The 24,710-nt window shown below is 73.1% G+C and carries 23 protein-coding genes and 1 pseudogene; 22 read left to right on the top strand and 2 right to left on the bottom strand.

The genetic code is table 11. The annotated features are described in order from the left end of the window. Window positions 1-14: 14 nt before the first annotated feature. The 19 genes from smc (at window position 15) to HGK68_RS10365 (ending at window position 19,839) form a co-directional block, all read left to right on the top strand. On the top strand, window positions 15-3,572 hold the full coding sequence (gene smc, locus HGK68_RS10455; RefSeq protein ID WP_169165909.1) for a chromosome segregation protein SMC: 3,558 nt from the start codon (window positions 15-17) through the stop codon (window positions 3,570-3,572). Between the two features lie 89 nt (window positions 3,573-3,661). Next, window positions 3,662-4,126 (top strand): hypothetical protein, encoded by a 465-nt coding sequence (locus HGK68_RS10450; protein WP_169165908.1) that lies wholly within the window; start codon window positions 3,662-3,664, stop codon window positions 4,124-4,126. A gap of 26 nt (window positions 4,127-4,152) precedes the next feature. Further along, window positions 4,153-5,310, top strand: a complete 1,158-nt coding sequence (gene ftsY / locus HGK68_RS10445; protein WP_169165907.1) for a signal recognition particle-docking protein FtsY — start codon at window positions 4,153-4,155, stop codon at window positions 5,308-5,310. A 140-nt stretch (window positions 5,311-5,450) separates the two neighbouring features. Further along, on the top strand, window positions 5,451-6,755 hold the full coding sequence (locus tag HGK68_RS10440; RefSeq protein ID WP_169165906.1) for an ammonium transporter: 1,305 nt from the start codon (window positions 5,451-5,453) through the stop codon (window positions 6,753-6,755). Further along, window positions 6,755-7,096: a P-II family nitrogen regulator gene (locus HGK68_RS10435; protein ID WP_169165905.1), complete on the top strand. Its 342-nt coding sequence runs from the start codon at window positions 6,755-6,757 to the stop codon at window positions 7,094-7,096. Before HGK68_RS10440 ends, HGK68_RS10435 begins: the two co-directional genes overlap by 1 nt. Window positions 7,097-7,106: 10 nt before the next feature. Then, window positions 7,107-8,843, top strand: a complete 1,737-nt coding sequence (locus tag HGK68_RS10430) for a [protein-PII] uridylyltransferase (protein ID WP_246260282.1) — start codon at window positions 7,107-7,109, stop codon at window positions 8,841-8,843. 25 nt (window positions 8,844-8,868) lie between these two features. After that, window positions 8,869-10,470, top strand: a complete 1,602-nt coding sequence (gene ffh, locus HGK68_RS10425; protein WP_169165903.1) for a signal recognition particle protein — start codon at window positions 8,869-8,871, stop codon at window positions 10,468-10,470. Beyond that, window positions 10,470-11,552 carry an amidohydrolase family protein gene (locus HGK68_RS10420; protein WP_169165902.1) on the top strand — a complete coding sequence of 361 codons (1,083 nt, stop codon included), beginning with the start codon at window positions 10,470-10,472 and terminating at the stop codon, window positions 11,550-11,552. Before ffh ends, HGK68_RS10420 begins: the two co-directional genes overlap by 1 nt. Window positions 11,553-11,719: 167 nt before the next feature. Beyond that, window positions 11,720-12,166 carry a 30S ribosomal protein S16 gene (gene rpsP, locus HGK68_RS10415; protein WP_169165901.1) on the top strand — a complete coding sequence of 149 codons (447 nt, stop codon included), beginning with the start codon at window positions 11,720-11,722 and terminating at the stop codon, window positions 12,164-12,166. Next, complete coding sequence (locus HGK68_RS10410; RefSeq protein WP_169165900.1) at window positions 12,166-12,405, top strand: RNA-binding protein; 240 nt, start codon at window positions 12,166-12,168, stop codon at window positions 12,403-12,405. The genes rpsP and HGK68_RS10410 overlap by 1 nt, the downstream gene beginning before the upstream one ends. Window positions 12,406-12,480: 75 nt before the next feature. Continuing rightward, the gene (gene rimM, locus HGK68_RS10405; RefSeq protein ID WP_169165899.1) at window positions 12,481-13,023 is read left to right on the top strand and encodes a ribosome maturation factor RimM; all 543 of its coding nucleotides are present in this window, start codon (window positions 12,481-12,483) and stop codon (window positions 13,021-13,023) included. Next, complete coding sequence (trmD, locus tag HGK68_RS10400) at window positions 13,020-13,817, top strand: tRNA (guanosine(37)-N1)-methyltransferase TrmD (protein ID WP_169165898.1); 798 nt, start codon at window positions 13,020-13,022, stop codon at window positions 13,815-13,817. The genes rimM and trmD overlap by 4 nt, the downstream gene beginning before the upstream one ends. A gap of 159 nt (window positions 13,818-13,976) precedes the next feature. Further along, window positions 13,977-14,339, top strand: a complete 363-nt coding sequence (rplS, locus tag HGK68_RS10395; protein ID WP_169165897.1) for a 50S ribosomal protein L19 — start codon at window positions 13,977-13,979, stop codon at window positions 14,337-14,339. A 144-nt stretch (window positions 14,340-14,483) separates the two neighbouring features. Beyond that, complete coding sequence (gene lepB / locus HGK68_RS10390; RefSeq protein ID WP_246260280.1) at window positions 14,484-15,209, top strand: signal peptidase I; 726 nt, start codon at window positions 14,484-14,486, stop codon at window positions 15,207-15,209. Beyond that, window positions 15,206-15,973 (top strand): ribonuclease HII, encoded by a 768-nt coding sequence (locus HGK68_RS10385; protein ID WP_169165896.1) that lies wholly within the window; start codon window positions 15,206-15,208, stop codon window positions 15,971-15,973. The genes lepB and HGK68_RS10385 overlap by 4 nt, the downstream gene beginning before the upstream one ends. Before the next feature lie 38 nt (window positions 15,974-16,011). Further along, a complete protein-coding gene (locus tag HGK68_RS10380; protein WP_169165895.1) occupies window positions 16,012-16,335 on the top strand; it encodes a DUF2469 domain-containing protein in 324 nt (107 codons plus the stop codon). Window positions 16,336-16,430: 95 nt separating this feature from the next. After that, a complete protein-coding gene (locus tag HGK68_RS10375; RefSeq protein ID WP_169165894.1) occupies window positions 16,431-16,781 on the top strand; it encodes a YraN family protein in 351 nt (116 codons plus the stop codon). Window positions 16,782-16,819: 38 nt separating this feature from the next. Beyond that, a complete protein-coding gene (locus HGK68_RS10370) occupies window positions 16,820-18,310 on the top strand; it encodes a YifB family Mg chelatase-like AAA ATPase (RefSeq protein WP_169167064.1) in 1,491 nt (496 codons plus the stop codon). Next, entirely contained in the window at window positions 18,307-19,839 is a 1,533-nt protein-coding gene (locus tag HGK68_RS10365) for a DNA-processing protein DprA (RefSeq protein WP_246260278.1), read from the top strand. Before HGK68_RS10370 ends, HGK68_RS10365 begins: the two co-directional genes overlap by 4 nt. Before the next feature lie 9 nt (window positions 19,840-19,848). Here the strand turns inward: HGK68_RS10365 and HGK68_RS10360 are convergent, their stop codons facing one another. Further along, complete coding sequence (locus HGK68_RS10360) at window positions 19,849-20,355, bottom strand: hypothetical protein (protein ID WP_169165893.1); 507 nt, start codon at window positions 20,353-20,355, stop codon at window positions 19,849-19,851. A gap of 307 nt (window positions 20,356-20,662) precedes the next feature. On the opposite strand from HGK68_RS10360, the gene HGK68_RS10355 reads away from it, so the two are divergent. Next, the gene (locus HGK68_RS10355; protein WP_246260277.1) at window positions 20,663-21,595 is read left to right on the top strand and encodes a tyrosine recombinase XerC; all 933 of its coding nucleotides are present in this window, start codon (window positions 20,663-20,665) and stop codon (window positions 21,593-21,595) included. A 20-nt stretch (window positions 21,596-21,615) separates the two neighbouring features. Beyond that, window positions 21,616-22,692 carry an RNA polymerase sigma factor WhiG gene (gene whiG, locus HGK68_RS10350; RefSeq protein WP_206155736.1) on the top strand — a complete coding sequence of 359 codons (1,077 nt, stop codon included), beginning with the start codon at window positions 21,616-21,618 and terminating at the stop codon, window positions 22,690-22,692. A 195-nt stretch (window positions 22,693-22,887) separates the two neighbouring features. Here whiG and HGK68_RS10345 read toward each other — a convergent pair. Next, a pseudogene (locus tag HGK68_RS10345) lies at window positions 22,888-23,379 on the bottom strand (M23 family metallopeptidase); the annotation flags it as partial. Between the two features lie 382 nt (window positions 23,380-23,761). On the opposite strand from HGK68_RS10345, the gene rpsB reads away from it, so the two are divergent. After that, a complete protein-coding gene (gene rpsB, locus HGK68_RS10340; RefSeq protein WP_169165891.1) occupies window positions 23,762-24,706 on the top strand; it encodes a 30S ribosomal protein S2 in 945 nt (314 codons plus the stop codon). The last annotated feature ends 4 nt before the right edge of the window (window positions 24,707-24,710 follow it).

The following is a 24,710-nucleotide window of genomic DNA, read 5'->3' as shown; positions in this document are numbered from 1 at the left end:
CTAGGCTGCCGGGCGTGCACCTGAAGACGCTCACCCTGCGCGGGTTCAAGTCGTTCGCCTCGGCGACGACCCTGAACCTGGAGCCGGGCGTGACCTGCGTCGTCGGTCCGAACGGCTCCGGCAAGTCGAATGTGGTCGACGCCCTCGCCTGGGTGATGGGGGAGCAGGGCGCGAAGTCGCTGCGCGGCGGCAAGATGGAGGATGTCATCTTCGCCGGGACCTCCGGGCGGCCGCCGCTGGGTCGGGCCGAGGTGTCTCTCACCATCGACAACTCCGACGGTGCGCTGCCGATCGAGTACACCGAGGTCACGATCTCCCGGACGCTGTTCCGCAGCGGCGGCTCGGAGTACGCGATCAACGGCCGGGCGGCGCGGTTGCTGGACATCCAGGAGCTGCTCTCCGACTCCGGCCTGGGCCGGGAGATGCACGTCATCGTCGGGCAGGGGCAGCTGGACGCGGTGCTGCGCGCCACCCCGGAGGAACGACGCGGCTTCATCGAGGAGGCGGCCGGCGTCCTCAAGCATCGCAAGCGCAAGGAGAAGGCGCTCCGCAAGCTCGATGCGATGCAGGCGAATCTCACCCGGCTCACCGACCTGACCGGGGAGCTGCGTCGTCAGCTCGGCCCGCTGGGCCGCCAGGCCGAGGTGGCCCGCAAGGCACAGCAGGTCCAGGCCGACGTCCGCGACGCCCGCGCCCGGCTGCTCGCCGACGACCTGGCGCAGCTGACGGCCACCCTGGAACAGGACATCGCCGACGAGACCGCGCTGCTGGCCCGCAAGGCGAGCGCGGAGCAGGCGCTCAACGCCGCCCGGGACCGGCTGACCACCTTGGAACGCGAGGCGGCCGAGGCGGCACCGGCGCTGGGTGAGGCGGCGGATCTCTGGTACCGGCTGTCCGCCCTGCGCGAGCGGCTGCGCGGGACCGCCTCCCTGGCCACCGACCGGGCGCGGTTGCTCGGCAGCGCCGCTCCGGAGCGGACCGACGGGCGCGATCCGGAGGAACTGGAACGGCAGGCCGAACGCGCCCGGGCGGCGGAGGCCGAGCTGGCGCAGGAGGTCGCGGCCGCCCAGGAGGCGCTGGACCGGGCCCAGGCCGCCCGCCAGCAGGTCGAGCAGGAGGCGCAGGAGGCCGAGCGCGCGCTGGCGACGGTGCTGCGCGGGGCCGCCGACCGCCGGGAGGGCCTGGCCCGGCTCGCCGGTCAGGTCGCCGCCCGCCGCAGCCGCCTGGAGGCCACCGAGTCCGAGCTGGAACGCCTGCACCAGACCCTCGCCGAGGCCGAGCAGCGCGGTCACGCCGCCACGGTGGAGTTCACCGCGCTGGAGACCCAGGTCGCCGGGGTCGAGGAGGGCGAGGAGGGGTTGGACGCCGAGCACGAGGCAGCCGCCGACGCCCTGGAGCACGCCACCGCCCGGGTCCGGGAGCTCACCGAGCAGCTGGCCGCCGCCGAGCAGGAACGCACCGCCCTGGCGTCCCGGATCGAGACGCTGGAACTCAGCCTGACCCGCAAGGACGGGGCGGGCGCGCTGCTCGCCGCCGAGGACCTCACCGGGGTGATCGGGTCGCTGGCGGCCCTGATCGCCGTCGCACCCGAGGACGAGGAGGCGGTGGTCGCGGCCCTCGGTGCCTCGGCGGATGCGGTGGCCGTGCAGTCGGTGGGTGCCGCGGTGGACGCGATCCGCTACCTCCGCGAGCAGGACGCCGGTCGGGCCGGGCTGGTGGTCGCCGACGCCGGGACCGCCACCGAGGTCGACCAGGGGACCGCGCCGCAGCGGTCGCGGTGGGCGCTGGACCTGGTGCAGTGCCCGGCCCAGATCCGCCCGGCCGTCACCCGGCTGCTCACCGGGGTGGCGGTGGTCGACGACCTGGCGACCGCCCATGCCGTGCTCGCCGACCGGCCCGAGCTGGTGGTCGTCACCCGCACCGGCGACGCCCTGGCGACCCATCGGGCGCACGGTGGATCGGCGGCCGCCCCGAGCGCCCTGCACTGGCAGGCGGCCCTGGACGAGGCGCGCACCGGCGCCGAGCGCGCGTCCGCCACCGCCGAACAGGCCCGGTTCGCCCTGGTCGGTGCCCGCGAGGCCGAGGCCGCCGCCCGCGAGGTCTACGAGGGCACCCTGGACCGGCTGAACGAGTCCGACGCCGCCCTGGCCGCCGTCGCCGAACAGCTCGGCCAGCTCGGGGCCACCGCCCGCGCCGCCGCCGCCGAGGCCGACCGGGTGCGTGCCACCCTGGCCACCGCCGAGCAGACCCTGGCGCAGGGCCAGGCCGAACTCGCCGACCTCACCGCCCGCCTGGCAGCCGCCGAGGCGGAACCGGCCGACACCGAGGCGGCGATCGAGCAGCGCACCGCCGACCGTGACGCCCTGGCCATCCGCGCCACCGCCGCCCGCGCGGCCGAGACCGAGGCCCGGCTCACCCTGCGCACCAGCGAGGAGCGCGCGCGGGCGCTCTCCGGCCGCGCCGAGTCCCTGGACCGAGCCGCCAGGGCCGAGCGCGAGGCCCGTGATCGCGCCGCCCGCCGTGAGCAGCAGCGCGCCCGGCAGTCCGCCACCGCCACCGCCGTCGCCCGCGGTGCCGCGCAGGCGCTCGCGGTGATCGACCACGCGGTGCAGCAGGCGGCGGACGCACGGGAGGCCGCCGAGGCGGCCCGCGCCGAACGCGAGACCCAACTGTCGGCGGTGCGCACCGAGCTGGACCAGCGGCAGACCGACCTGGCCCGGCTCACCGACGCCGCGCACCGGGACGAGATGGCCCGCGCCGAACAACGCCTGCGGATCGAGGCGCTGCAGAACCGCGCCATCGAGGAGCTCGGCATCGACCCCACCGTCCTGGTGGACGAGTACGGTCCGCACCAGCCGGTGCCGGCGCTGGCCGAGGACGGCACCGTGGTCGAGGGCGAGACGGTCGCCTTCGTGCGCGAGCAGCAGGAGAAGCGGCTGGCCGCCGCCGAACGTGCGCTGGCCCGGCTGGGCAAGGTCAACCCGCTCGCGCTGGAGGAGTTCGCGGCGCTGGAGGAGCGGCACACCTTCCTGGTCGAGCAGCTCGGCGACCTGAAGAAGTCCCGCGCGGACCTGTTGCAGATCGTGCAGGACATCGACGACCGGGTGGAGCAGGTGTTCACCGAGGCGTACCGGGACACCGCCGCCCAGTTCGACCGGGTGTTCCCCCGGCTGTTCCCCGGCGGCGAGGGCCGACTGGTGCTCACCGACCCGTCCGACATGCTCACCACCGGCATCGAGGTCGAGGCGCGGCCCGCGGGCAAGAAGGTCAAGCGGCTGTCCCTGCTGTCCGGCGGTGAGCGCTCGCTGACCGCGGTGGCGCTGCTGGTGTCGATCTTCAAGGCGCGGCCGAGCCCGTTCTACGTGATGGACGAGGTCGAGGCGGCCCTGGACGACGTGAACCTGGGTCGCCTGCTGGAGATCTTCCGCGAGCTGCAGGAGGACTCGCAGCTGATCGTGGTCACCCACCAGAAGCGCACGATGGAGATCGCCGACGCCCTGTACGGGGTCACCATGCGCGGCGACGGGGTGACCACCGTCATCAGCCAACGGCTGGCCGCCGAGACCGCCTGAATCGCCCGAACTGTGAAGATCTGGTGCCAGTTGCCCGGATCGCGGTGATCGTGCCGAGTCGCCCGGACGTCGCGTCGGAGAATGAGCCCATGGGCGTGTTGGTGGCGGGGATCGGTCTGGCGTTGGTGGCGGCTGTCGCGGTGATCGTGCTGGCGAGCCGGGGGAGTGACGAGGGGACCAGCTGGCGCACCTTCGTCGACGACTTCAAGGCGGGCTGGCGTGACCGCAAGCGCCGCGAGCCCGAGTCCGAGCCGGTCGACGTCCCGTTCGACGAGCTGTTCGCCACCGAGTCCCGCCCCGGCGACGACTACCTGCACCTGGACGAGTTCGCCGAGATCATCGAGCGCACCGGCGACCGCGCCGGTCAGCTCTGGCACCGCGACGGCACCGGTCGCCTGCCCAGCCAGGACCGCGGCCCGTGGACCCTGCACCCCCGCGCGCACCGCGGCATCGTCCCCACCCCGCCGACCCCAGACGCCGCCGGTGCGCCGCACTCGTCGGCCCCGGCCGGCGCCCCGACTCCCCGGCGGACCAGCATCTCCTCGCAGCACTGATCCGCCCCGCCTGACAGACTGGCCCCGTGGACCACTCCGACCTGCTCAATCTGCTCTACGTCGCCGTCCCCGCCCTGGTGGTGATCGCCGGTGGCGGCACGCTGATCGCCCGCCGTCGCCGCGGTGACGACACCACCGTCGACCGCGAGGCACCCGCCACGCCGGCCGACGTCGAGGTGCCGGACGCCCCGGTCGCCGACGACGTGGTGGTCGAGACCCCGCCGGTTCCCACCGTCGAGACCCCGGCACCCGCGGCCGGACGGCTCGCCCGGCTGCGCGACCGCCTGGCCCGCTCCGGGTCGCCGCTGGGTGCCCGGATGCTGCAGGTGCTCTCCCGCGACCACCTGACCGAGGACGACTGGGACGAGCTGGAGGAGACCCTGCTGCTCGCCGACGTCGGCGCGGGTCCGTCCGCCGAGCTGGTCGACGCGCTGCGCACCCAGGCCCGGGTACAGGGCCTCAAGGACCCGGCGCAGGTCCGCGATCTGCTCCGCGAGCAGCTGCTGGCGCTGGTCGACCCGTCGCTGGACCGGTCCCTGGCCACCACCCCCGGCCAGGCCGAGGACGGCAGCCGCACCCCCGCCGTCGTGATGGTGGTCGGGGTCAACGGCACCGGTAAGACCACCACGGTCGGCAAGCTCGCCCGGGTGCTGGTCGCCGAGGAGTCCACCGTGCTGCTGGGCGCCGCCGACACCTTCCGGGCCGCGGCTGCCGACCAGCTGGAGACCTGGGGCTCCCGGGTCGGCATCCGCACCGTGCGCTCGGACAAGGACGGCGCCGACCCGGCGTCGGTGGCCTTCGAGGCCGTGGCCGCGGGCATCGACGAGGGGGTCGACGTGGTGCTGGTCGACACCGCCGGGCGGCTGCAGAACAAGGCCGGGCTGATGGACGAGCTGGGCAAGATCACCCGCGTCATCACCCGCCGTGCCCCGCTGTCCGAGGTGCTGCTGGTGCTGGACGCGACCACCGGTCAGAACGGCCTGAACCAGGCCCGGGTGTTCGCGGAGGTGGCCGGGGTCACCGGCATCGTGCTCACCAAGCTGGACGGCACCGCCAAGGGCGGCATCGTGGTCGCGGTGCAGCGCGAGCTCGGCGTGCCGGTGAAGCTGGTGGGTCTGGGCGAGGGGCCGGACGACCTCGCGCCCTTCGACGCCGAGGAGTTCGTGGACGGCATTCTGGGCTGAACCGCCCGCCGCAACCGAACGTTTACACCCGGAGCCGCTCCGTCACATCGGTGTAACACGACCGGCCCGAAGTGGAAATCCTCCCCCTCCACGCTGGTCCCCGACCGGCCGACCGGCTGGCGAGGGGAGAGGCGTTCCACATGGACCTGGACACCGGAGCGACAGCCTGGATGCTGATGTCAGCATCGCTGGTGCTGCTCATGACGCCTGGACTGGCGTTCTTCTACGGGGGCATGGTGCGCGGCAAGTCCGTGCTCAACATGATGATGATGTCCTTCATCGCCATTGGCGCGGTGGTGGTCGTCTACGTGCTGTACGGCTGGTCGATGTCGTACGGCTCGGACGTGGGGGGATTCTTCGGCAACCCGTTCGACCAGTTCGGGCTGAGCGGCACGATCTGGAACGACGACGGCAGCTACGCCATCGACGGGTTCGGCGTGCCGGTGATCGTCGGGGTGGCCTTCCAGGTGACCTTCGCGATCATCACTGTGGCGCTGATCTCCGGTGCGATCGCCGACCGCGTGAAGTTCGGGACCTGGGTGGTCTTCGCCGTCCTGTGGGTCACGGTCAGCTACTTCCCGCTGGCGCACATGGTCTGGGGCGGCGGTCAGCTGTCCGGTGCCGAGAACGGCATCGCCGCGAAGATCTTCGGGGTCACCGACGGCGCGGCCACCGTGGCACCGATCGACTTCGCCGGCGGCACCGTGGTGCACATCAACGCCGGTATCGCCGGTCTGGTGCTGGCCCTGATCATCGGCAAGCGCAAGGGCTTCGGCCGTGAGCCGATGCGCCCGCACAACCTGCCGTTCGTGATGCTCGGCGCCGCGCTGCTGTGGTTCGGCTGGTTCGGCTTCAACGCCGGATCCGCGTTCACCGCCGACGGCAACGCCGGTCTGGCCTGGGTGAACACCACCGCCGCCACCGCCGCCGCGATGATCGGCTGGCTGATCACGGAGAAGATCCGCGACGGCCACGCCACCAGCCTGGGTGCCGCCTCCGGTGTGGTCGCCGGTCTGGTCGCCATCACCCCGGCCGCCGGGGCACTGCGCCCGGTCACCTCGATCATCCTCGGTGTGGTCGCCGGTGCGCTCTGCGCCCTGGCCGTCGGCCTGAAGTACAAGTTCGGTTACGACGACTCGCTCGACGTGGTGGGTGTCCACCTGGTCGGCGGTTTGGTCGGCACCATCGGCATCGGCTTCCTGGCCGCCGACGGTGGGCTGTTCCTCGGTGACGGCGTCAAGCTCCTGGTGGTCCAGTTCGTCATCGCGCTGGTCGCCCTGATCTTCTCCGGCCTGGTCACCCTGGTGATCGGCTACATCCTGAAGGTCACCCTGGGGTGGCGGGTGAGCGAAGAGGCCGAGGTCGGCGGGATCGACCTGGCTGTGCACGGTGAGACCGCGTACGAGACGCTGGGTGGAGCCCGCGTGGTGACGGAGGTGAAGTGATGACCAAGCTCGTGTCGGCTGTCATCCAGCCGCATCGGTTGGACGACGTGAAGTCAGCCCTGGAAGCAGCCGGTGTGCGCGGCCTGACCGTGAGCGAGGCGAGCGGCTACGGCCGTCAGCGCGGTCACACCGAGGTCTACCGCGGCGCCGAGTACACCGTGGACCTGGTGCCCAAGGTCAAGATCGACGTCCTGGTCCGGGACGAGGACTCGGCCGAGGTGGTCGAGGTCCTGATCAAGGCGGCCCAGACCGGCAAGATCGGTGACGGCAAGGTGTGGGTGGTCCCGGTCGAGGACGTGGCCCGGGTCCGTACCGGCGAGCACGGACCGGATGCCCTGTGACGGACGTCCGATGACGACCGGCGAGGCCCCGCACCCCCCGACGGTGGGGGTGCGGGGCCTCTCCGCTGCCCGGTTCGCGTTGGCCGGTCGGATCACCGAGGGGGCCGCCCGACGCCGCGCCATGTCGGATCTGGTGCTCGGAGCGCTGACCGACCTCTGGGCGGAGGCGACGGGTGGCGACCAGACGCCCGGGATCGGTCTCGGGGTGGTCGGCTCGGTCGGCCGGGGCGACGCCAGCCCCGCCTCCGACCTGGACCTGCTGCTGGTGCACGACGGGCGCGGCCACTCCGCCGCCGAGCTGTCGGCCCTGGCGGACAAGCTCTGGTACCCGATCTGGGACGCCGGACTGGACCTGGACCACTCGGTGCGCTCGCTCGCTCAGTGCCGCCAGGTTGCCAGCCGGGACCTGCCCGCCGCGGTCGGGCTGCTCGACCTGCAACCGGTGGCCGGTGACCCCGGGATCATCCACCGGGCCCGCTCCGCGCTGCTCGCCGACTGGCGCTCGGCGGCCCGGCGCCGACTGCCGGAGCTGCTGTCCTCCACCCGGCAGCGCGCCGACCGCTTCGGCGAGCTGGCCTATCTGATCGAACCCGATCTGAAGGAGGCCCGCGGTGGCATCCGGGACGCCGTGGTGCTGTCCGCGCTCGCCGCCACCTGGCTCACCGACCGGCCGCACGGAGCGGTGGACGCCGCCCACGCGCACCTGCTGGACGTCCGGGACGCGGTGCAGACCGTCACCGGTCGGCACACCAACCGGCTGCTGTCCGCCGACCAGGACGAGGTGGCCGAGCTGCTCGGAGTGGGGGACCGGGACGACCTGCTCGCCGGTCTGGCCGAGGCCGGACGGGTGATCTCCTACGCGCTGGACTCCACCGCCCGCAATGCCCGGCAGGCGTTGCACCGCCCCGCCCGCACACCGGTGCTGGTCCGGGGTCGACGGGGTGCGCCCCGCCTGCGCACGGTGGCCGAGGGGCTGGTGGAGCACGACGGCGAACTGGTGCTGGCGGCCGACGCCCAGCCGGAGCACGATCCGGTGCTCGCCCTGCGGGCAGCCGCCACCGCCGCGCGCACCGGGCTGACGCTGTCGCCGATCAGCGTGACCAGCCTGACCCGCACCCCGCCGCTGCCCGAGCCGTGGCCGAAGGCCGCCCGGACCCTGCTGGTGCAGTTGCTCGCCACCGGACCGGCGCAGGTGCCGGTCTGGGAGGCGCTGGACCTGGCCGGGGTGGTGACCACCTGGATCCCGGAGTGGGCGGGCATCCGCAACCGTCCGCAGCGCTCGCCGATCCATCGGCACACCGTCGACCGGCACTGCGTGGAGTGCGCCGCCACCGCCGCCGGGCTGCGCAAGGGGGTGGAGCGGGCCGATGTCCTGCTGGTCACCGCGCTGCTGCACGACATCGGCAAGCGGGCCGGTGGTGGCGACCACTCGGTGACCGGGGCCCGGCTGGCCGGACCGATCGCCGCCCGGATGGGTTTCGGCCCCGCCGACGCCGCCGACATCGCGCTGCTGGTCCGCGAGCACCTGACCCTGTCCGAGCTGGCGACCACCGCCGACCCGGAGGACCCGGGCACCGTGGACCGGTTGCTCGGGGCGGTCGATCACCGGCTGGATCTGCTGCATCTGCTGCGCGCGCTGACCGAGGCGGATGCCGGGTCGGCGGGCCCCACGGCGTGGACGGCGTGGCGGGCGCGGCTGGTCGACGATCTGGTGGGCCGTGCTGCGGGTACGCTGGGGCGTCCCTGATTCTCGAGAGCTAGAGGACCGCGCGGTGTTCGCCAGTCTGTCCGATCGTCTGACGTCGACCTTCAAGAACCTGCGCACGAAGGGCCGGTTGTCCGAGGCGGACATCGACGCCACCGTGCGCGAGATCCGTCGTGCCCTGCTGGACGCGGATGTCGCCGTCCCGGTGGTGCGCGCCTTCACCGGTGCCGTGCGGGAGCGCGCGCTGTCCGCCGAGGTCTCCGGCGCGCTCAACCCGGCCCAGCAGGTCGTCAAGATCGTCAACGACGAGCTGGTCGCGATCCTCGGCGGCGACAACCGTCCGCTGCACCTGGCCAAGAACCCGCCGACGGTGATCCTGCTCGCCGGTCTGCAGGGTGCCGGTAAGACCACGCTCGCCGGGAAGCTGGCCCTGCACCTCAAGGGCCAGGGCCACACCCCGCTGCTGGTCGCCGCCGACCTGCAGCGCCCGAACGCGGTGACCCAGCTCCAGGTGGTGGCCGAGCGTGCCGGCGTGCCGGTGTTCGCCCCGCACCCGGGCAACCAGGGCGCCGAGGACGACATCGTGGTCGGTGCGGACCCGGTCGCGGTCGCCCGCGAGGGTCTGGCCGCCGCCACCGCCCGGCAGCACGACGTCCTGATCGTGGACACCGCCGGTCGTCTGGGTGTGGACCAGCTGCTCATGCAGCAGGCGGCCGACATCCGCGACGCGGTGAACCCGGACGAGATCCTGTTCGTGATCGACGCGATGATCGGTCAGGACGCGGTCGCCACCGCCCAGGCGTTCCAGGACGGGGTCGGCTTCACCGGTGTCGTGCTGTCCAAGCTGGACGGCGACGCCCGTGGTGGTGCCGCGCTGTCGGTCGCCTCGGTCACCGGCCGCCCGATCCTGTTCGCCTCCACCGGTGAGAAGCTCACCGACTTCGAGGTCTTCCACCCGGACCGGATGGCCTCCCGCATCCTCGACATGGGTGACGTGCTCACCCTGATCGAGCAGGTGGAGAAGGCCTTCGACGCCGAGCAGGCCGAGGAGATGGCCGGCAAGCTCGCCTCGGGCGAGGGCTTCACGCTGCAGGACTTCCTGCAGCAGATGCAGCAGCTCAAGAACATGGGCTCGATGAAGAAGATGCTCGGCATGCTCCCCGGCATGGGGCAGATGCGCGAGGCCATCGACAACTTCGACGAGCGCGAGGTCGACCGGGTCGAGGCGATCATCCGCTCGATGACCCCGGCGGAGCGGGTCAACCCCAAGATCATCAACGGCTCGCGCCGCGCCCGGATCGCCAAGGGTTCGGGGGTCCAGGTCTCCGAGGTCAACGGGATGCTGGAGCGCTTCGAGGCAGCGCAGAAGATGATGAAGCAGATGTCCCGGGGCGGCGGGATGCCGATGCCGGGCATGGGCATGCTGCCGGGCTCGGGCAAGAAGGCGCGGGGCAAGGCTCAGGCCCCCCGCAAGGCCAAGGGCAAGTCGGGCAACCCGGCCAAGCGCGCCCAGCAGGAGAAGGCAGCTGCCGACCGCGCCGCCGGGGTCGCCCCCGCCGCACCGCAGGGCTCCGCCTTCGGGATGGGTGCCCCGCAGCAGCAGCAGCCGACCGACCCGAGCTCGATCGAGATCCCCGAGGGTCTGGACAGGTTCTTCGGCGGTCGCTGATGGCGCTGCACCTGCGGGGTCCCGTGGTCGTCGACGACGATCGTGTGGCCCCGCAGGCGTGGGTGGTGGGTGATCGGATCACCTTCGAGCGCCCCGCGGAGGTCACCGGGTCGTTGACCGGCTGGGTGCTGCCCGGACTGGTCGACGTGCACTGCCACATCGGCCTGGGCGCCGGCGGGGCGGTCGACCGCGCCACCGCGCAGGCGCAGGCGGTGGCCGACCGGGACGCCGGGGTGCTGCTGATCCGCGACGCCGGGTCGCCCGCCGACACCCGCTGGGTCGACGGGCGGCACGATCTGCCCCGGCTGATCCGCGCGGGCCACCACCTGGCCCGGCCCAAGCGGTATCTGCGGCACTACGCCCGCGAGCTCGCCGACGTCGCCGAGCTGCCGGCGGCCGTCGCGCAGGAGGCAGCCCGGGGCGACGGTTGGGTGAAGCTGGTCGCCGACTGGATCGACCGCGACCTCGGCCCCGACGGCGATCTGCGTCCGCTGTGGCCGGACGACGTGCTGGCCGAGGCGGTCGGTGCCGCCCACGACGCCGGGGCGCGGGTCACGGCGCACACCTTCGCCACCGAGGCGCTGGACGGGCTGCTGGACGCCGGGATCGACTGCCTGGAACACGCGAGCGGTGCCGACCCGCGCCAGATCGACCGGATCGCCGCCGCCGGGGTGTCGGTCACCGCGACCCTGTTGCAGGTGGCGCAGTTCGCGGCGATCGCCGACCGGGCCGACCGCTACCCGGTGTACGCCGAGCGGATGCGGCGGATGCACGCCCGGCGGTACCAGCATGTCCGGGACCTGGCCGACGCCGGTGTCCAGCTGCTGATCGGCACGGACGCGGGCGGCACGATCGCCCACGGCCGGATCGCCGACGAGGCCGCCGAGCTGCTGACCGCCGGCATCCCGGATCACGAGGTCGTGGCCGCCGCGAGCTGGCGCACCCGGCGTTGGTTGGGGGTCCCCGGGCTGACCGAGGGGGAGTCCGCCGACCTGGTGGTCTACGACACCGATCCGCGGCGCGATGCCCGGGTGCTCACCGCGCCGCGGGCGGTGCTGCTGCGCGGTCGACGGGTGCGCTGACCGGGGGTTGGGAGCAGGCGCCCGCGTCTGGCACAATGGCCTGCTGTACTCGGCGCGCGCGGCCCCTCTACCCGCTCGATGCTGTGACACACAGGTCGGACCTCCCACCGTATGCCCCACGTACGGCTCGGTCCGCACCGCCCCACATCAACAGGAGAGACCACCTCGTGGCCACCAAGATTCGCCTCAAGCGCCTCGGCAAGATCCGTGCGCCGTACTACCGCATCGTCGTCGCGGACTCCCGCACCAAGCGCGACGGTCGCGCGATCGAGGAGATCGGCAAGTACCACCCCACCGAGGAGCCCTCGCTGATCGAGATCAGCTCCGAGCGTGCGCAGTACTGGCTCGGCGTCGGCGCGCAGCCGACCGAGCAGGTGCTGGCTCTGCTCAAGGTCACCGGTGACTGGCAGAAGTTCAAGGGCCTCCCGGGCGCCGAGGGCACCCTGCGGGTCAAGGGCGAGGCCGCCGACGTCCAGGCGACCATCGCCGCTGTCGCCGCCGACGCCGAGAAGGCCAAGGCCAAGGCCGCCGAGAAGAAGGCTGCCGCCCCGGCCGAGGAGTCCGCCGAGACCGAGGCGGCTCCGGCAGAGTCGTCCGTGGACGAGCAGGCCTGATGCTCGCCGACGCGCTCGAGCACCTGGTCCGCGGGATCGTCGACCACCCGGACGACGTGCGGGTGGATGCCCGTGCGCTGCGCCGCGGCGACCTGCTCGAGGTCCGGGTGCATCCCGAGGACCTCGGCCGGGTGATCGGACGCGGCGGCCGCACGGCCCGCGCCCTGCGCACCGTGGTCGGCGCGCTGTCCACCGACGGCCCGGTCCGGGTCGACGTGGTGGACGTCGCACGACGCTGAGCGCAACGCAGTGACAGGCCCGGCCCCCACCCGTGGGGGCCGGGCCTGTGCCATGTCGAGAACGAGGAGCACCCCATGCAGTTGACCGTCGCCCGGATCGGTCGCGCCCACGGGCTGCGCGGCGAGGTCGCCCTCGATGTGCGCACCGACGACCCGGAGAGCCGCCTGTTCGTCGGCGCCGAGCTGCCCACCGACCCCGCCGACCGCGGGCCGCTGACGATCACGAAGGTGCGCACCCAGCAGGACCGGTGGTTCGTGCAGTTCGCCGAAGTGGCCGACCGCACGGCGGCCGAGGAGCTGCGTGGGGTGTCGCTGGTGGTCGAGGCGGCCGAGGGCGAGGAGGACGACGCCTGGTACCCGCACGAGCTGGCGGGTCTGCGCGCCGAGCACGTCGACGGGCGGGTGCTGGGCGAGATCACCGGTCTGGAGCACCTGCCGGCCCAGGACGTGCTGGTGCTGCGCGAGACCGACGGCAGCCGCACCCTGGTGCCGTTCGTCCGGGCGATCGTGCCGGTGGTGGACGTCCCGGGCGGTCGCGTGCTGATCGACCCGCCCGGCGGCCTGCTCGCCTCCGACGCGGAGAACCTGGTCGTCAGCGAGGAGACCGAGGGCGCATGAGGATCGACGTCGTCACGATCTTCCCCGACTACCTGGCGCCGCTGAGCCTGTCGCTGGTTGGCAAGGCGCGCACCACCGGGATCCTCGACCTGCGGGTGCACGACCTGCGCGACTGGACGACCGACCGGCACCGCACCGTGGACGACACCCCCTTCGGTGGGGGCGCGGGCATGGTGATGCGGCCGGACATCTGGGGTGCGGTGCTGGACGAACTGCTGGACGAGGGCGCCCACCTGCTGCTGCCCACCCCCTCCGGTGCCCCGCTGACCCAGCGGCAGGCCGAGTCGTTGGCCGGCGAGGACGAGCACCTGGTGATCGCCTGTGGTCGCTACGAGGGCATCGACGCCCGGGTGGCCGAGCACTACGCGGCGCGCGGGGTCCGGGTCAGCGAGTACTCCCTCGGCGACTACGTGCTCAACGGCGGCGAGGTGGCCGCCCTGGTGCTGGTCGAGGCGGTGGTCCGGCTGCTGCCCGGCGTGGTGGGCAATCCGCACTCGCTGGTCGAGGAGTCGCACGGCGCCGCCGGTCTGCTGGAGTACCCGGTCTACACCAAGCCGCCGGTGTGGCAGGACGCCGAGGTGCCGGAGGTGCTGCTGTCCGGTCATCACGGCAAGGTCGAGCGCTGGCGGCGCGACCAGGCGTTGGCCCGCACCGCGGCGCGGCGCCCGGACCTGCTGCGGCGCCTGGACCCCGGTGCGCTGGACAAGAAGGACCGGGTGACCCTGGCCGAGCTGGGCTGGACCATCGGCGCCGACGGGCCGTTTCCGCAGTCCGACGAGGGTGTGGCAGACTAGTGCGCTGGTGCGCGTAGGTCGCGTCTCTGCCACAGGGGAGACGAGCACGGCCGCGCTGCTTCACGGCAGGGCCGCGCGCCGCAACGATGCCCACTTCCGGCGCTCCATGTGCCGACGATGACGCACGTGACCTGTGGCACGGCGGGAAAGTGAAACGAGATGTCCCACCTGCTCGACAGTGTCGACGCGGCCTCGCTGCGCACCGACATCCCGGAGTTCCGCGCCGGTGACACCCTCAAGGTGAACGTGAAGGTCGTCGAGGGCAACCGCTCCCGCGTCCAGCTGTTCCAGGGTGTCGTCATCGCCCGTCAGGGTGACGGCGTGCGCGAGACCTTCACCGTGCGCAAGGTGTCCTTCGGCGTCGGCGTGGAGCGGACCTTCCCGGTGCACTCCCCGTCGATCGAGTCGATCGAGGTCGCCACCCGCGGTGACGTGCGTCGCGCGAAGCTGTACTACCTGCGCAACCTGCGCGGCAAGAAGGCGAAGATCAAGGAGAAGCGCGACACCCCCAAGAAGGGCTGAGACGCTCACTCCCGCACGTCGACGGAGGCGGTCACCGGATCCCGGTGGCCGCCTCCGTCGTGTCGAGGGGGGAGTTCTGTGTGAGTCGCCGAAATCGGGCAGCACGGCTGGGTATGCCAGGTATCGGCGTGGCAGAGTGTCCGCGTGACACCCCAGCACGCTCGCGCCCAGAACCGATCTGACGCGCCGGCCTCCCGCCCTCCGCGCAACCCGGTCCTCGGCTTCCTGCGCGAGGTCGCGATCATCCTGGTCAGCGCGATCGTGCTCTCCCTGCTGGTCAAGACCTTCCTGGCCCAGGCGTTCTTCATCCCGAGCGCGTCCATGCACGACACCCTGATCGAGGGCGACCGGGTGCTGGTCAGCAAGCTGGTGCCCGGGCCGCTGGACGTGCACCGGGGCGACATCGTGGTCTTCGCCGATCCGGGCGGCTGGTTGCAGCCGGAGGAGCAGGTCGAGACCAACTGGTTCCAGGACGCGCTGATCACCATCGGCCTGATGCCCCAGCAGTCGGAGGACCACCTGATCAAGCGGGTGATCGGCCTGCCCGGCGACCACGTGACCGCCGCGGGCGACGGATCGCCGGTGGAGGTGAACGGTGTCGCGATCGACGAGTCGTCGTACCTGGCACCCGGCGCCAGTCCGAGCGAGATCGCCTTCGACATCACGGTGCCGGAGAACTCGCTGTGGGTGATGGGCGACAACCGTCAGCACTCCGCCGACTCCCGCTGGCACATGGGCGACCCCGGCGGCGGCGCGATCCCGATGGACAACGTGGTCGGCACCGCCTTCATCAAGCTGTGGCCGCTGGACCGCATCGGCCTGCTGCGCAACCCCGGCACCGTCTTCGCGGACGTGCCCGACCCGTCATGACCGAGACGCTGCTGCGGGCCGGTGCGGTCGCGCCTTCTCGGGTCGCGCGACCCGACCGTGCCGCCCGCCCCGCCCGGACTGCCGCCCCGTCGCTGCGGGTCGAGCGCCAGCTGCTGCGGGACGGCGCGACCGCGCTCGCCTGCCTGGACGAGGTGGGCCGCGGGGCGCTGTGCGGCCCGGTGACCATCGGCGTCGTCGTCGTGACCGCCGACTCCAAGCCCGCGCCGCTGGGCGTGCGGGACTCCAAGCTGCTCACCCCGAAGGCCCGGCTGGCCCTGGTGCCCCGCATCCAGCGCTGGGCGGCGGCGTGGGGGGTCGGCCACGCGAGCCCGGCCGAGATCGACGAGTACGGCATCATCGCCGCCCTGCGGTTGGCCGGTCAGCGCGCCCTGGACGGGTTGACCGTGACGCCGGACGCCGCGCTGCTGGACGGGAATCACGACTACCTGTCGCCACCCGCCCAGGGCACCCTCTTCGACGACGGGCCGGTGCTGCCCGACCCGGTGTGCCCGGTGCCGCCGGTCACCACGATGATCAAGGCCGACATGAAGTGCGCCGCGGTCGCCGCCGCCAGCGTCCTGGCCAAGACCACCCGGGACGCGCTGCTGCTGGACCTCGCCGCCGAGTTCCCGGAGTACGGCTGGCAGGAGAACAAGGGCTACGCCAGCGCCGACCACGTGGACGCCCTGCGCCGCCTCGGGCCCACGGTGCACCACCGCCGGTCCTGGCGACTGCCCGGCGTGGAGCAGCCGACCGCGCTCTGAGTGCTCATCCGGTCGCCGGATGCGCGATGATGGTCCGCGTGAGTGCCGAGGATCTGGAGAACTACGAGACCGAGATGGAACTCGCGCTCTATCGCGAGTACCGGGACGCGGTCGGGCTGTTCTCGTACGTGGTGGAGACCGAGCGTCGCTTCTACCTGGCGAACCACGTCGACCTGCAGGTGCGATCGGCCGCGGGTGAGGTGTACTTCGAGCTGACCCTGGCCGACGCCTGGGTGTGGGACGTCTACCGGTCGGCCCGGTTCGTGAAGTCGGTGCGGGTGGTCACCTTCAAGGACGTGAACGTCGAGGAGCTGGTCAAGGCCGACCTCGATCTGGGTGGTGACACCGGCTTCGGCCGCTGATCCCGCTGTCCACAGCCGGGGGGAGAGCGACGTCGTCCCCAGGATGCACTCGACGCCCTCGACCGTGAGGTGCTGTCCCGCCGACGCTGCTCGGCATGGACAGACAGAGCATCGGCCGTCGCGGTGAGGCGCTGGCGGCCCAGTGGGTGCGGTCCCGCGGCTGGCGGGTGATCGACAGCAACTGGCGTTGCCCGGCGGGGGAGATCGATCTGGTCGCCCTGGACGGCGAGCACCTGGTCGTGATCGAGGTCAAGACCCGGACCGGCACCGGCTTCGGGCATCCGGCCGAGGCGGTGACGGCGAGCAAGCTGGGTCGGCTGCGTCGACTGGCAGCGCACTGGGTCGCCGCGCACGATCTGCGCCCGGCGAGCATCCGGGTCGACGTGATCGCGGTGCTGCTGTTGGGGCACCGAGCGCGGATCGAGTTGCTGGCGGGGGAGCGGTGAGCGCCCTCGGCCGGGCACTGGGGGTCGGGCTGCTCGGCATGACCGGGCGGCTGGTCGAGGTGGAGGCGCACCTGGCGCCCGCGCTGCCCGCGTTCATCCTGGTCGGACTGCCGGACACCTCGCTGACCGAGGCGAAGGTCCGGGTACGGGCAGCGGTGCTCAGCACTGGGCTCGGCTGGCCCGCCCGGCGGGTCACGGTGAACCTGACCCCGGCCGCGTTGCCGAAGCACGGACCCGGCTTCGACCTCGCCATCGCGGTGGCGGTGCTCGGTGCCGCCGGCACCCTCGACCCGGAGCGGACCCGGGGCACCGTGCACCTGGGCGAGCTCGGGCTGGACGGTCGGCTCAGGCCGGTGCGCGGCGTGCTGCCCGCCGTGGCCGAGGCCGTGGCCCGGGGGCATCGCCGGGTGGTGGTGCCGTCCGCCGACGTCCCGGAGGCGGCGCTGGTGCCGGGGGCGCAGGTGTCCGGCTGCGCCAGTCTGGCCGAGGTGATGCGGCTGCACGGTGGGACGGTGCGGGTGCCGCCGTCGCACCCGGTCCCCGTCAGCCGCGGGCCGTCCGCCGCCGCACCGGTCCCCGGCGACCTGTCCGACGTCATCGGGCAACCCGCCGCTCGCGGTGCGCTGGAGGTGGCCGCCGCCGGTGGACACCATCTGCTGCTCACCGGGCCACCAGGGGCCGGGAAGACCATGCTGGCCGCCCGCCTGCCCGGTCTGCTGCCGGACCTCGACGACGCTGCCGCGGTCGAGGTCAGCGCCGTGCACTCGATCGCCGGAACCTTCGACCCGTCCGTCGGGCTGATCCGCCGACCGCCGTACGAGGACCCGCACCACACCGCCAGCGCCGCCGCGATCGTCGGTGGCGGCACCGGCTGGCCGCGTCCCGGCGCCGCCTCCCGGGCGCACCGGGGTGTGCTCTTCCTGGACGAGGCACCCGAGTTCACCTCGCACGTGTTGCAGACCCTGCGCCAGCCGCTCGAACACGGTGAGTTGGTGATCCACCGGGCAGCCGGAGCCGTGCGGTTCCCAGCCAGGTTCCAGCTCGTGCTCGCCGCCAACCCCTGCCCGTGCGGACGCGGTGGTGGCCGAGGTGAGGACTGCACCTGCACCCCGCAGGCCAGACGCCGGTACCAGGCGCGGCTGGACGGTCCTCTGCTGGACCGGATCGACCTGCAGGTCGAGGTGCCCCCGGTCCGCCGACTCGGCGGCGGAACACCCGGCGAGGACTCCGCCACCGTCGCGCTCCGGGTCGCCGCGGCCCGCGCAGCCCAGGCCACCCGGTGGTCGGGTGACCCGTGGCGCACCAATGCCGAGGTGCCCGGGCGGCGGCTGCGGGAGCTGCTGGGTGCGCACCCCGGGCTCCTGGCCGATCTCGATCACGCCGTCAGCACCGGGCGACTGACCCTGCGCGGCGCCGACCGGGTGCTGCGGATCGCCTGGACCCTCGCCGACCTCGCCGGAGCCGATGCGCCGCACCGCGACCAGATCGGCCGCGCCCTGCTGCTGCGCACCCGAGGCGGACACCGATGACCCGCGACGACCCGGAGCTGCTGGCCAGGATCGGCTGGAACACCGTCACCGAGCCCGGTGACCCGGCGGCCGGGGTGGTGGTGGAGGCAGTAGGGGCGGTCGGCGCGTGGCAGTGGTTGCTGGCCGCCCGCCGGGTCTCGATCCCGGAGGCGATCCGGCAGTTGCGGGCGCGGGTTCGGGAGGTGCCGACCGATGCCGGGACCGGGTGCCCCGACGGGACCGGGTCGGCGGTGCCGGTCGCCCCGATCGTGGAGGACGGCACGTGCCGATCGGCATCCCCGGTGCTCGCCGCCGACCGGACGTGGCGCGTGATCGGGCGCGCCCTGACCCGGTGGTTGCCGCGCCTCGATGTCGAACCGCGGATGGTCCTGCTCGCCGCCGGTCGGATCGACGCGGTCCCGGTCGTCCCCGGCGACCCGCAGTGGCCCGCCCGGCTCGATGACCTCGGGGCGTCCGCCCCGCTGTGCCTGTGGGTGCGCGGCGGAGCTGACCTGGCCGCCGCCGTGCACCGCTCGGTCGCCGTCGTCGGCGCGCGGGCGGCCAGCGCGTACGGGGAGCGCGTCGCCGAGGACCTCGCCTGCGAGCTGGCCCTGGCGGGTATCACCGTGGTCAGCGGCGGGGCGTACGGGGTCGACGCCGCGGCGCACCGCGGGACACTCGCCCCGCACGCCGCCGAGGGTGGTGTGCGGACGGTCGCGCTGCTCGCCGGTGGCCCCGATCGGCTCACCCCCGCCGGGAACGCCGACCTGCTGCGCCGCGTGCTCGACACCGGCGGCCTGGTGGTCGCCGAGAGCCCACCCGGTCGGCCGCCGAGCAGGTCACGCTTCCTGCTGCGCAACCGCCTGATCGCTGCGCTGACCGAGGTCACGGTGGTCGTCGAGGCCGGGTGGCGGTCCGGTGCGCTGAACACCGCCCAGCACGCGCACGCCCTGCTGCGCCCGGTCGGCGCGGTGCCCGGTCCGGTCACCTCTCCGGCGTCGGCCGGGTGTCACCGGCTGCTGCGCGACGGTGCGGCGGTCTGCGTGACGGACGCGGCCGAGGTGATCGACCTGCTGCCGGGGTCGTCCATCGCGGCACCGGTCCTGGCCGCGAAGCCGGCCCTCGCCGGGGAGTCGGTACTGACTGCGGAGACGGCGGCGACCGTGGAGCCGACCCGGTCGGGTGGCGCGCCTTCGAGCGGTGGCAGGGTGCGCGAAGCCGCACCGCCTGCTGCCGTGGCGCATGGCGCCCCGTCCGACCCGCCCCGGTCGCCGACGTCCGACCCGCCCCGGTCGCCGACGTCCGACCGGCCCCGGGTGCCGACGACCGACCGACCCCGGGTGCCGACGTCCGACCGGCCGCACAGCCGTCGCGCCCGGGTGCTCGACGCGCTCGGTCGGGCACCCGCCGGTGCCGGGACGATCGCAGCCCGCGCGGGGTTGTCGGTGCCCGAGGTGGAGGCGGAGCTGGGCCTGCTGGAACTCAGCGGCCGGGCGCGTCGCTCGTCCGGCGACCGATGGTCACTGCCGATCCGGGCGTCGTCCCGGTGATGTGCCTGGTCAGCCGACCTTGCGGCGCGCCAGCTCGTCCTCGTAGTCGGTGATGGCGTCCCCGTCGCCGCCCGCGTGCGCGAAGCGGATCCACTCCACATTGCTGCGGCAGTGACCCAGCCCGACGTCGCCGAAGCAGTCGAGCAACACCGCGGGGTTCCAGGTCGCGTGCCGGGTGGGCCGGTGGCCCAGGTCCGCCAGCGCGCGGTTGATCGGCCAGGCGGCCGCATCCGGGTCGCTGGTCGGGTTGTCGACGTCGGACCACGCGAGGACGCCGTCGCGGTAGAACCAGGCGCTCTGCCGCCCGGTCCCGCCGAAGAAGTCCGCCTCGACCCGGGCCACCGTCAGGCCGTCGAGCAGCCCTTCGGTCGGCAGGTCCAACAGATCCAGCTCCTCCGGGCCCAGCACCAGGCTGATGCCGCCACGCAGGGGAACCAGGGTGGACCGCGCCACCCGGTGGTGCAGCTCCTGTGCGGTGGGGTCGGGCGCGACGAACGCGTCCAGTTCGTAGGTCATGCGGGAGAGTCCTTCCGGGCTGCACCAGGGAGTTCCGGAGGGGCGGCTCCAACCGGGGGTGGGGTGGATCCGAGGCACCCACGCCGGGGACGAGAGTAGTCACGCAGAGGGGGTGGTCGAACCAGGCCGAAGGACCCAGATCATCGGTCGTTCCGGTGCGGTACCTGACCCCCGACGCCCGATGATCACCCGTTCAGACCGGAAACAGCTCCGGAAAATCGGACATAAACCCGTGATTCGCCCAAGGGTGGGTGATTCCACACACAGGAAGCTTGTCGCCCGGAGGTGTGACGGTCACCCTAGGACCGTGCAGGCGGCAGCAGGGGTGCAGGAGACGGGTGCGGACACCGCGCTCGTCGACGACTTCGTGCTCCACCTGGCCGCCCAGCGCGGGTTGTCCGAGCACACGGTCCGGGCCTATGTCGGGGACCTGCGCGCACTGGCCGGCTATGCGACGCGGCACGGAGCCGAGGGCCTCGCCGACGTCGATCTGGCGATGCTGCGCGGCTGGCTCGCCTCCATGTCCGCCGCCGACCGCAGCCGCGCGACCCTGGCCCGCCGCGGTGCCGCCGTCCGGACCTTCTTCGCCTGGGCCGCCCGGACCGGACGAGTCGCCTCCGACCCGGCGCTGCGGCTGGCATCGGCCCGTCCGTCGTCCACCCTGCCCACCGTGCTGAGCCAGGACTCGGCGGCGGACCTGCTGGACGTGGCGCGCACCCGGTCCGACGACGACGACCCGATCCACCTGCGCGACTGGGCCGCCCTCGAACTGCTGTACGCCACCGGCGTGCGGGTCGGTGAGCTGTGCCGCGTGGACGTCGACGACCTGGATCTGAGCGAGCGGACGCTGCGGGTGCTGGGCAAGGGCGGCAAGGAGCGCGTCGTCCCGGTGGGGGAGCCCGCCGTGGACGCCACCCGGCAGTGGTTGCGCCGTGGCCGCCCGGTGCTCGCCACCGAGGGTTCGGGCCCGGCGCTGTTCCTGGGTCGCCGCGGCGGTCGGGTCGATCAGCGTCAGCTCCGCACCGCGGTGCACGAGGTCGCCGTGGCCGCCGGGGTGGAGGACGTCGCCCCGCACGCCCTGCGGCATTCGGCCGCCACCCATCTGCTCGAGGGAGGGTCCGACCTGCGCAGTGTGCAGGAGGTCCTCGGCCACTCGAGTCTGGCCACCACCCAGCGCTACACCCACGTGACCGCGGACCGCCTCCGCGCCTCGTTCGAGCAAGCCCACCCCCGAGCATGATCCGCGAGACGGAGACCCCCATGACTGTTCCGGTCGAGCAGCGCACCGCCCCCGGTGCTGTCTCGCGCACGCTGCGTGCTCCCCGCGGCGTGATCCCGCACCAGGTCGGCGTCGACACCGACACCGACACTGTCGGGGAGTCGGAGGTCGAGCTGGCCGCCGTCGTGCTGCTCGCCGAGGCCACCGACGCGGTGCTGGCGGACGCCGACGTGCAGGTCGATGACCTCATCCCGGACCCGCCGCAGCTGACCCTGGTGGAGCCGCTGGAGCTGACCGACGCCGAGCTGGCGGTCGACGATGTCGAGCTCACCGAGCAGGACGTCGAGCGCCTCGCCGCCCTGGACCGGGTCGCCGCCGACTGGCGCGCGTTCAAGGCCGGTGGCGACCGCCTGGTGCGCGAGCGCCTGATCCTGCACTACGCCCCGCTGGTGACCGCGGTGGCCGGTCGGGTCGGGATGCGCCTGCCCGCGATGGTCGAGCAGGCGGACCTGGTGTCCTACGGCATGTTCGGTCTCATCGACGCGATCGAGAAGTACGAGCCGGGCCGGTCGGTGAAGTTCGAGACCTACGCCTCCTCGCGGATCCGCGGCGCGATCCTGGACGAGCTGCGTGCGATGGACTGGATCCCGCGCTCGGTCCGCACCAAGGCGCGTGCCGTGGACCGTGCCTACGCCGAGCTGGAGGCCGAGCTGCACCGGGTGCCCACCGAGCGCGAGGTCGCGGACCGGTTGCAGATCGATCTGCGCGAGCTGCGTGCGCTGTTCACCCAGTTGTCCACCGTCAACGTGGCGGCGCTGGACGAGCTGTTGGGGGCCGGGGACTCGGATCGGCTCTCCCTGCTGGACACCCTGGGTGACGACAGCAGCCCGGACCCGGGCGACTCCTTCGAGGCGCAGGAGACCAAGTTCCTGCTCGCCCGGGCGATCGACCAGCTGGGCGAGCGGGAGAAGCTGGTGCTGGTCCTCTACTACTACGAGGGCATGACGCTGGCCGAGATCGGCCGGGTGCTCGGTGTCACCGAGTCCCGGATCTCGCAGATGCACACCGCCGCCATGCTCCGGCTGCGCGCCCGGCTGACCGACGCGGACCGGGGCTGACCAGGCACTGCCCGCGCTGACCGGGGGAGACCCGGGGCCCACGGAGTCGACAGCACCGCATGCGGCCATCGGTGCGCCCCGTGCAGCCGCCGCGTCCGGCAGCAGCACCACCGGCCCACCGTGCAGCAGCAGCCACGGGTCGAGGTACTCCTCGCCCTCCCGTACCCCCCAGTGCAGGCAGCCCTCCGGGTCGCAGTGCCCGGGCCCGCCGCCCACGGTGCCGACCACCTGCCCCGCCGTCACCCGATCACCGACCGCGACGGATGCCGACACCGGTTCCAGGGAGCTGCGCAGGCCGTCGTCGTGGGTGAGGGTCAGCACGGGCCGATCCGCCACCGGCCCGGCGAAGGTCACGACCCCGCCGCGGGGAGCCAGCACCGGGTCGCCGGGCAGCGCTGCCAGGTCGACCCCTCGGTGACCGGGCAGCCAGGGCTGCGCAGGGCGATCGAAGGCGCGGAGCGGCGCCGAGTCGTCGCGGGTCGGTCGGGTCCATTCGGCGGCGGTGCCGGGCAGCACGGTCCTCCTGGTGGCGGAGCCGCGATCCGCGCCGGCCACGGCCACGCAGCTGAGCAGCAGGGCCGCGCCGAGCAGCGAGGTCAGGGCGTGCCGGGGCCTGGTGAGTGCTGTCAGTGCTTTCAGTGCGTTCAGTGCTGCGAGTGTCCTGCGTGGGATGAGTGCCGGGTGCATCGCGCCACCGTCACGCCGGCGGTGCTCGGGTGTCGAGGTCCGGGCTCCCCGGCTGGGGACCATCGGAGGTCGATCACACCGGTGGACAGCGATGGCCGACGCACGGCGCGCGGTCCGGTAGACTTCCGGATGCGATCGGTGCGTGCCGATCGACATCGCGCGTCATCACCGCCCCTCATCCTCGACGACCTGGTCGCCGGGAGTGTGGTGCGGGCCGACGTCGGCAGCGGTCCGTCCGGTCCCCGGACGGTGTCGACCGAGGCGTGACGCCAGGGATGCGGTCCACCTGGACGGCATCGACAACCGAACCAGCGGGCCTCGCCTCGTGCGGAGTCCGCCCTCATGATGCGCGCCCCCGTGGGGCGCGCCGGAAGGACGTGCCATGGCCGTCGTGACCATGCGCCAGCTGCTCGAGAGCGGTGTCCACTTCGGACACCAGACCCGTCGGTGGAACCCGAAGATGAAGCGCTTCATCTTCACCGAGCGCAACGGCATCTACATCGTCGACCTGCAGCAGTCGCTGTCGTACATCGACCGCGCCTACGAGTTCGTCAAGGAGACCGTCTCCCACGGCGGCAGCATCCTGTTCGTCGGCACCAAGAAGCAGGCGCAGGAGCCGATCGCGGAGCAGGCAGCCCGGGTCGGGATGCCCTACGTGAACCAGCGCTGGCTCGGTGGCATGCTCACCAACTTCCAGACGGTGAACAAGCGCCTGCAGCGCCTCAAGGAGCTCGAGCTCATCGACTTCGACGACGTCGCGGGGAGCGCCTTCACCAAGAAGGAGCTGCTGATCATGCGCCGCGAGAAGGACAAGCTCGCCAAGACCCTCGGCGGCATCCGCGACATGGCCCGGGTCCCCTCGGCCGTGTGGATCGTGGACACCAACAAGGAGCACCTGGCCGTCGACGAGGCGCGCAAGCTCAACATCCCGATCGTCGCGATCCTGGACACCAACTGCGACCCGGACGTGGTCGACTTCCCGATCCCGGGCAACGACGACGCGATCCGCGCCGTGCAGCTGCTGACCCGCGTGATCGCCGACGCCGCGGCCGAGGGCACCATGGCCCGTCACGCCGCCCGCTCGGGCCAGACCGAGGGCGCTGCCGCCGGCACCGCCACCGAGGCCGAGCCGCTGGCCGAGTGGGAGCGCGAGCTGCTCGCCGGTGCCGCTGGTGACGCCGAGGCCCCCGCCGGTGAGGCCGCCGCCACCGAGGGTGCCGCCACCCCGGGTCAGGACGCCGCTCCGGCCGTCGAGGCCGCCGCTGAGGCTGCCGAGACCGAGGTCGCCGAGGCCGCCGCGACCGAGTCCGACACCACCGCCAACTGACACC

This window comes from Cellulomonas taurus, assembly GCF_012931845.1.
In the GTDB taxonomy this organism is placed as follows: domain Bacteria; phylum Actinomycetota; class Actinomycetes; order Actinomycetales; family Cellulomonadaceae; genus Cellulomonas; species Cellulomonas taurus.
This window is presented reverse-complemented; position numbering and strand designations above follow the sequence as displayed.

Excerpts from the sequence above, each read along its gene's own strand:
- HGK68_RS10450 (WP_169165908.1), top strand. The coding sequence starts at position 3,662 with ATGGGCGTGTTGGTGGCGGGGATCGGTCTGGCGTTGGTGGCGGCTGTC.
- HGK68_RS10440 (WP_169165906.1), top strand. The coding sequence starts at position 5,451 with ATGGACCTGGACACCGGAGCGACAGCCTGGATGCTGATGTCAGCATCG.
- HGK68_RS10435 (WP_169165905.1), top strand. The coding sequence starts at position 6,755 with ATGACCAAGCTCGTGTCGGCTGTCATCCAGCCGCATCGGTTGGACGAC.
- HGK68_RS10430 (WP_246260282.1), top strand. The coding sequence starts at position 7,107 with ATGACGACCGGCGAGGCCCCGCACCCCCCGACGGTGGGGGTGCGGGGC.
- HGK68_RS10420 (WP_169165902.1), top strand. The coding sequence starts at position 10,470 with ATGGCGCTGCACCTGCGGGGTCCCGTGGTCGTCGACGACGATCGTGTG.
- HGK68_RS10410 (WP_169165900.1), top strand. The coding sequence starts at position 12,166 with ATGCTCGCCGACGCGCTCGAGCACCTGGTCCGCGGGATCGTCGACCAC.
- rimM (WP_169165899.1), top strand. The coding sequence starts at position 12,481 with ATGCAGTTGACCGTCGCCCGGATCGGTCGCGCCCACGGGCTGCGCGGC.
- trmD (WP_169165898.1), top strand. The coding sequence starts at position 13,020 with ATGAGGATCGACGTCGTCACGATCTTCCCCGACTACCTGGCGCCGCTG.
- rplS (WP_169165897.1), top strand. The coding sequence starts at position 13,977 with ATGTCCCACCTGCTCGACAGTGTCGACGCGGCCTCGCTGCGCACCGAC.
- HGK68_RS10385 (WP_169165896.1), top strand. The coding sequence starts at position 15,206 with ATGACCGAGACGCTGCTGCGGGCCGGTGCGGTCGCGCCTTCTCGGGTC.
- HGK68_RS10375 (WP_169165894.1), top strand. The coding sequence starts at position 16,431 with ATGGACAGACAGAGCATCGGCCGTCGCGGTGAGGCGCTGGCGGCCCAG.
- HGK68_RS10370 (WP_169167064.1), top strand. The coding sequence starts at position 16,820 with ATGACCGGGCGGCTGGTCGAGGTGGAGGCGCACCTGGCGCCCGCGCTG.
- HGK68_RS10365 (WP_246260278.1), top strand. The coding sequence starts at position 18,307 with ATGACCCGCGACGACCCGGAGCTGCTGGCCAGGATCGGCTGGAACACC.
- HGK68_RS10360 (WP_169165893.1), bottom strand. The coding sequence starts at position 20,355 with ATGACCTACGAACTGGACGCGTTCGTCGCGCCCGACCCCACCGCACAG.
- whiG (WP_206155736.1), top strand. The coding sequence starts at position 21,616 with ATGACTGTTCCGGTCGAGCAGCGCACCGCCCCCGGTGCTGTCTCGCGC.
- rpsB (WP_169165891.1), top strand. The coding sequence starts at position 23,762 with ATGGCCGTCGTGACCATGCGCCAGCTGCTCGAGAGCGGTGTCCACTTC.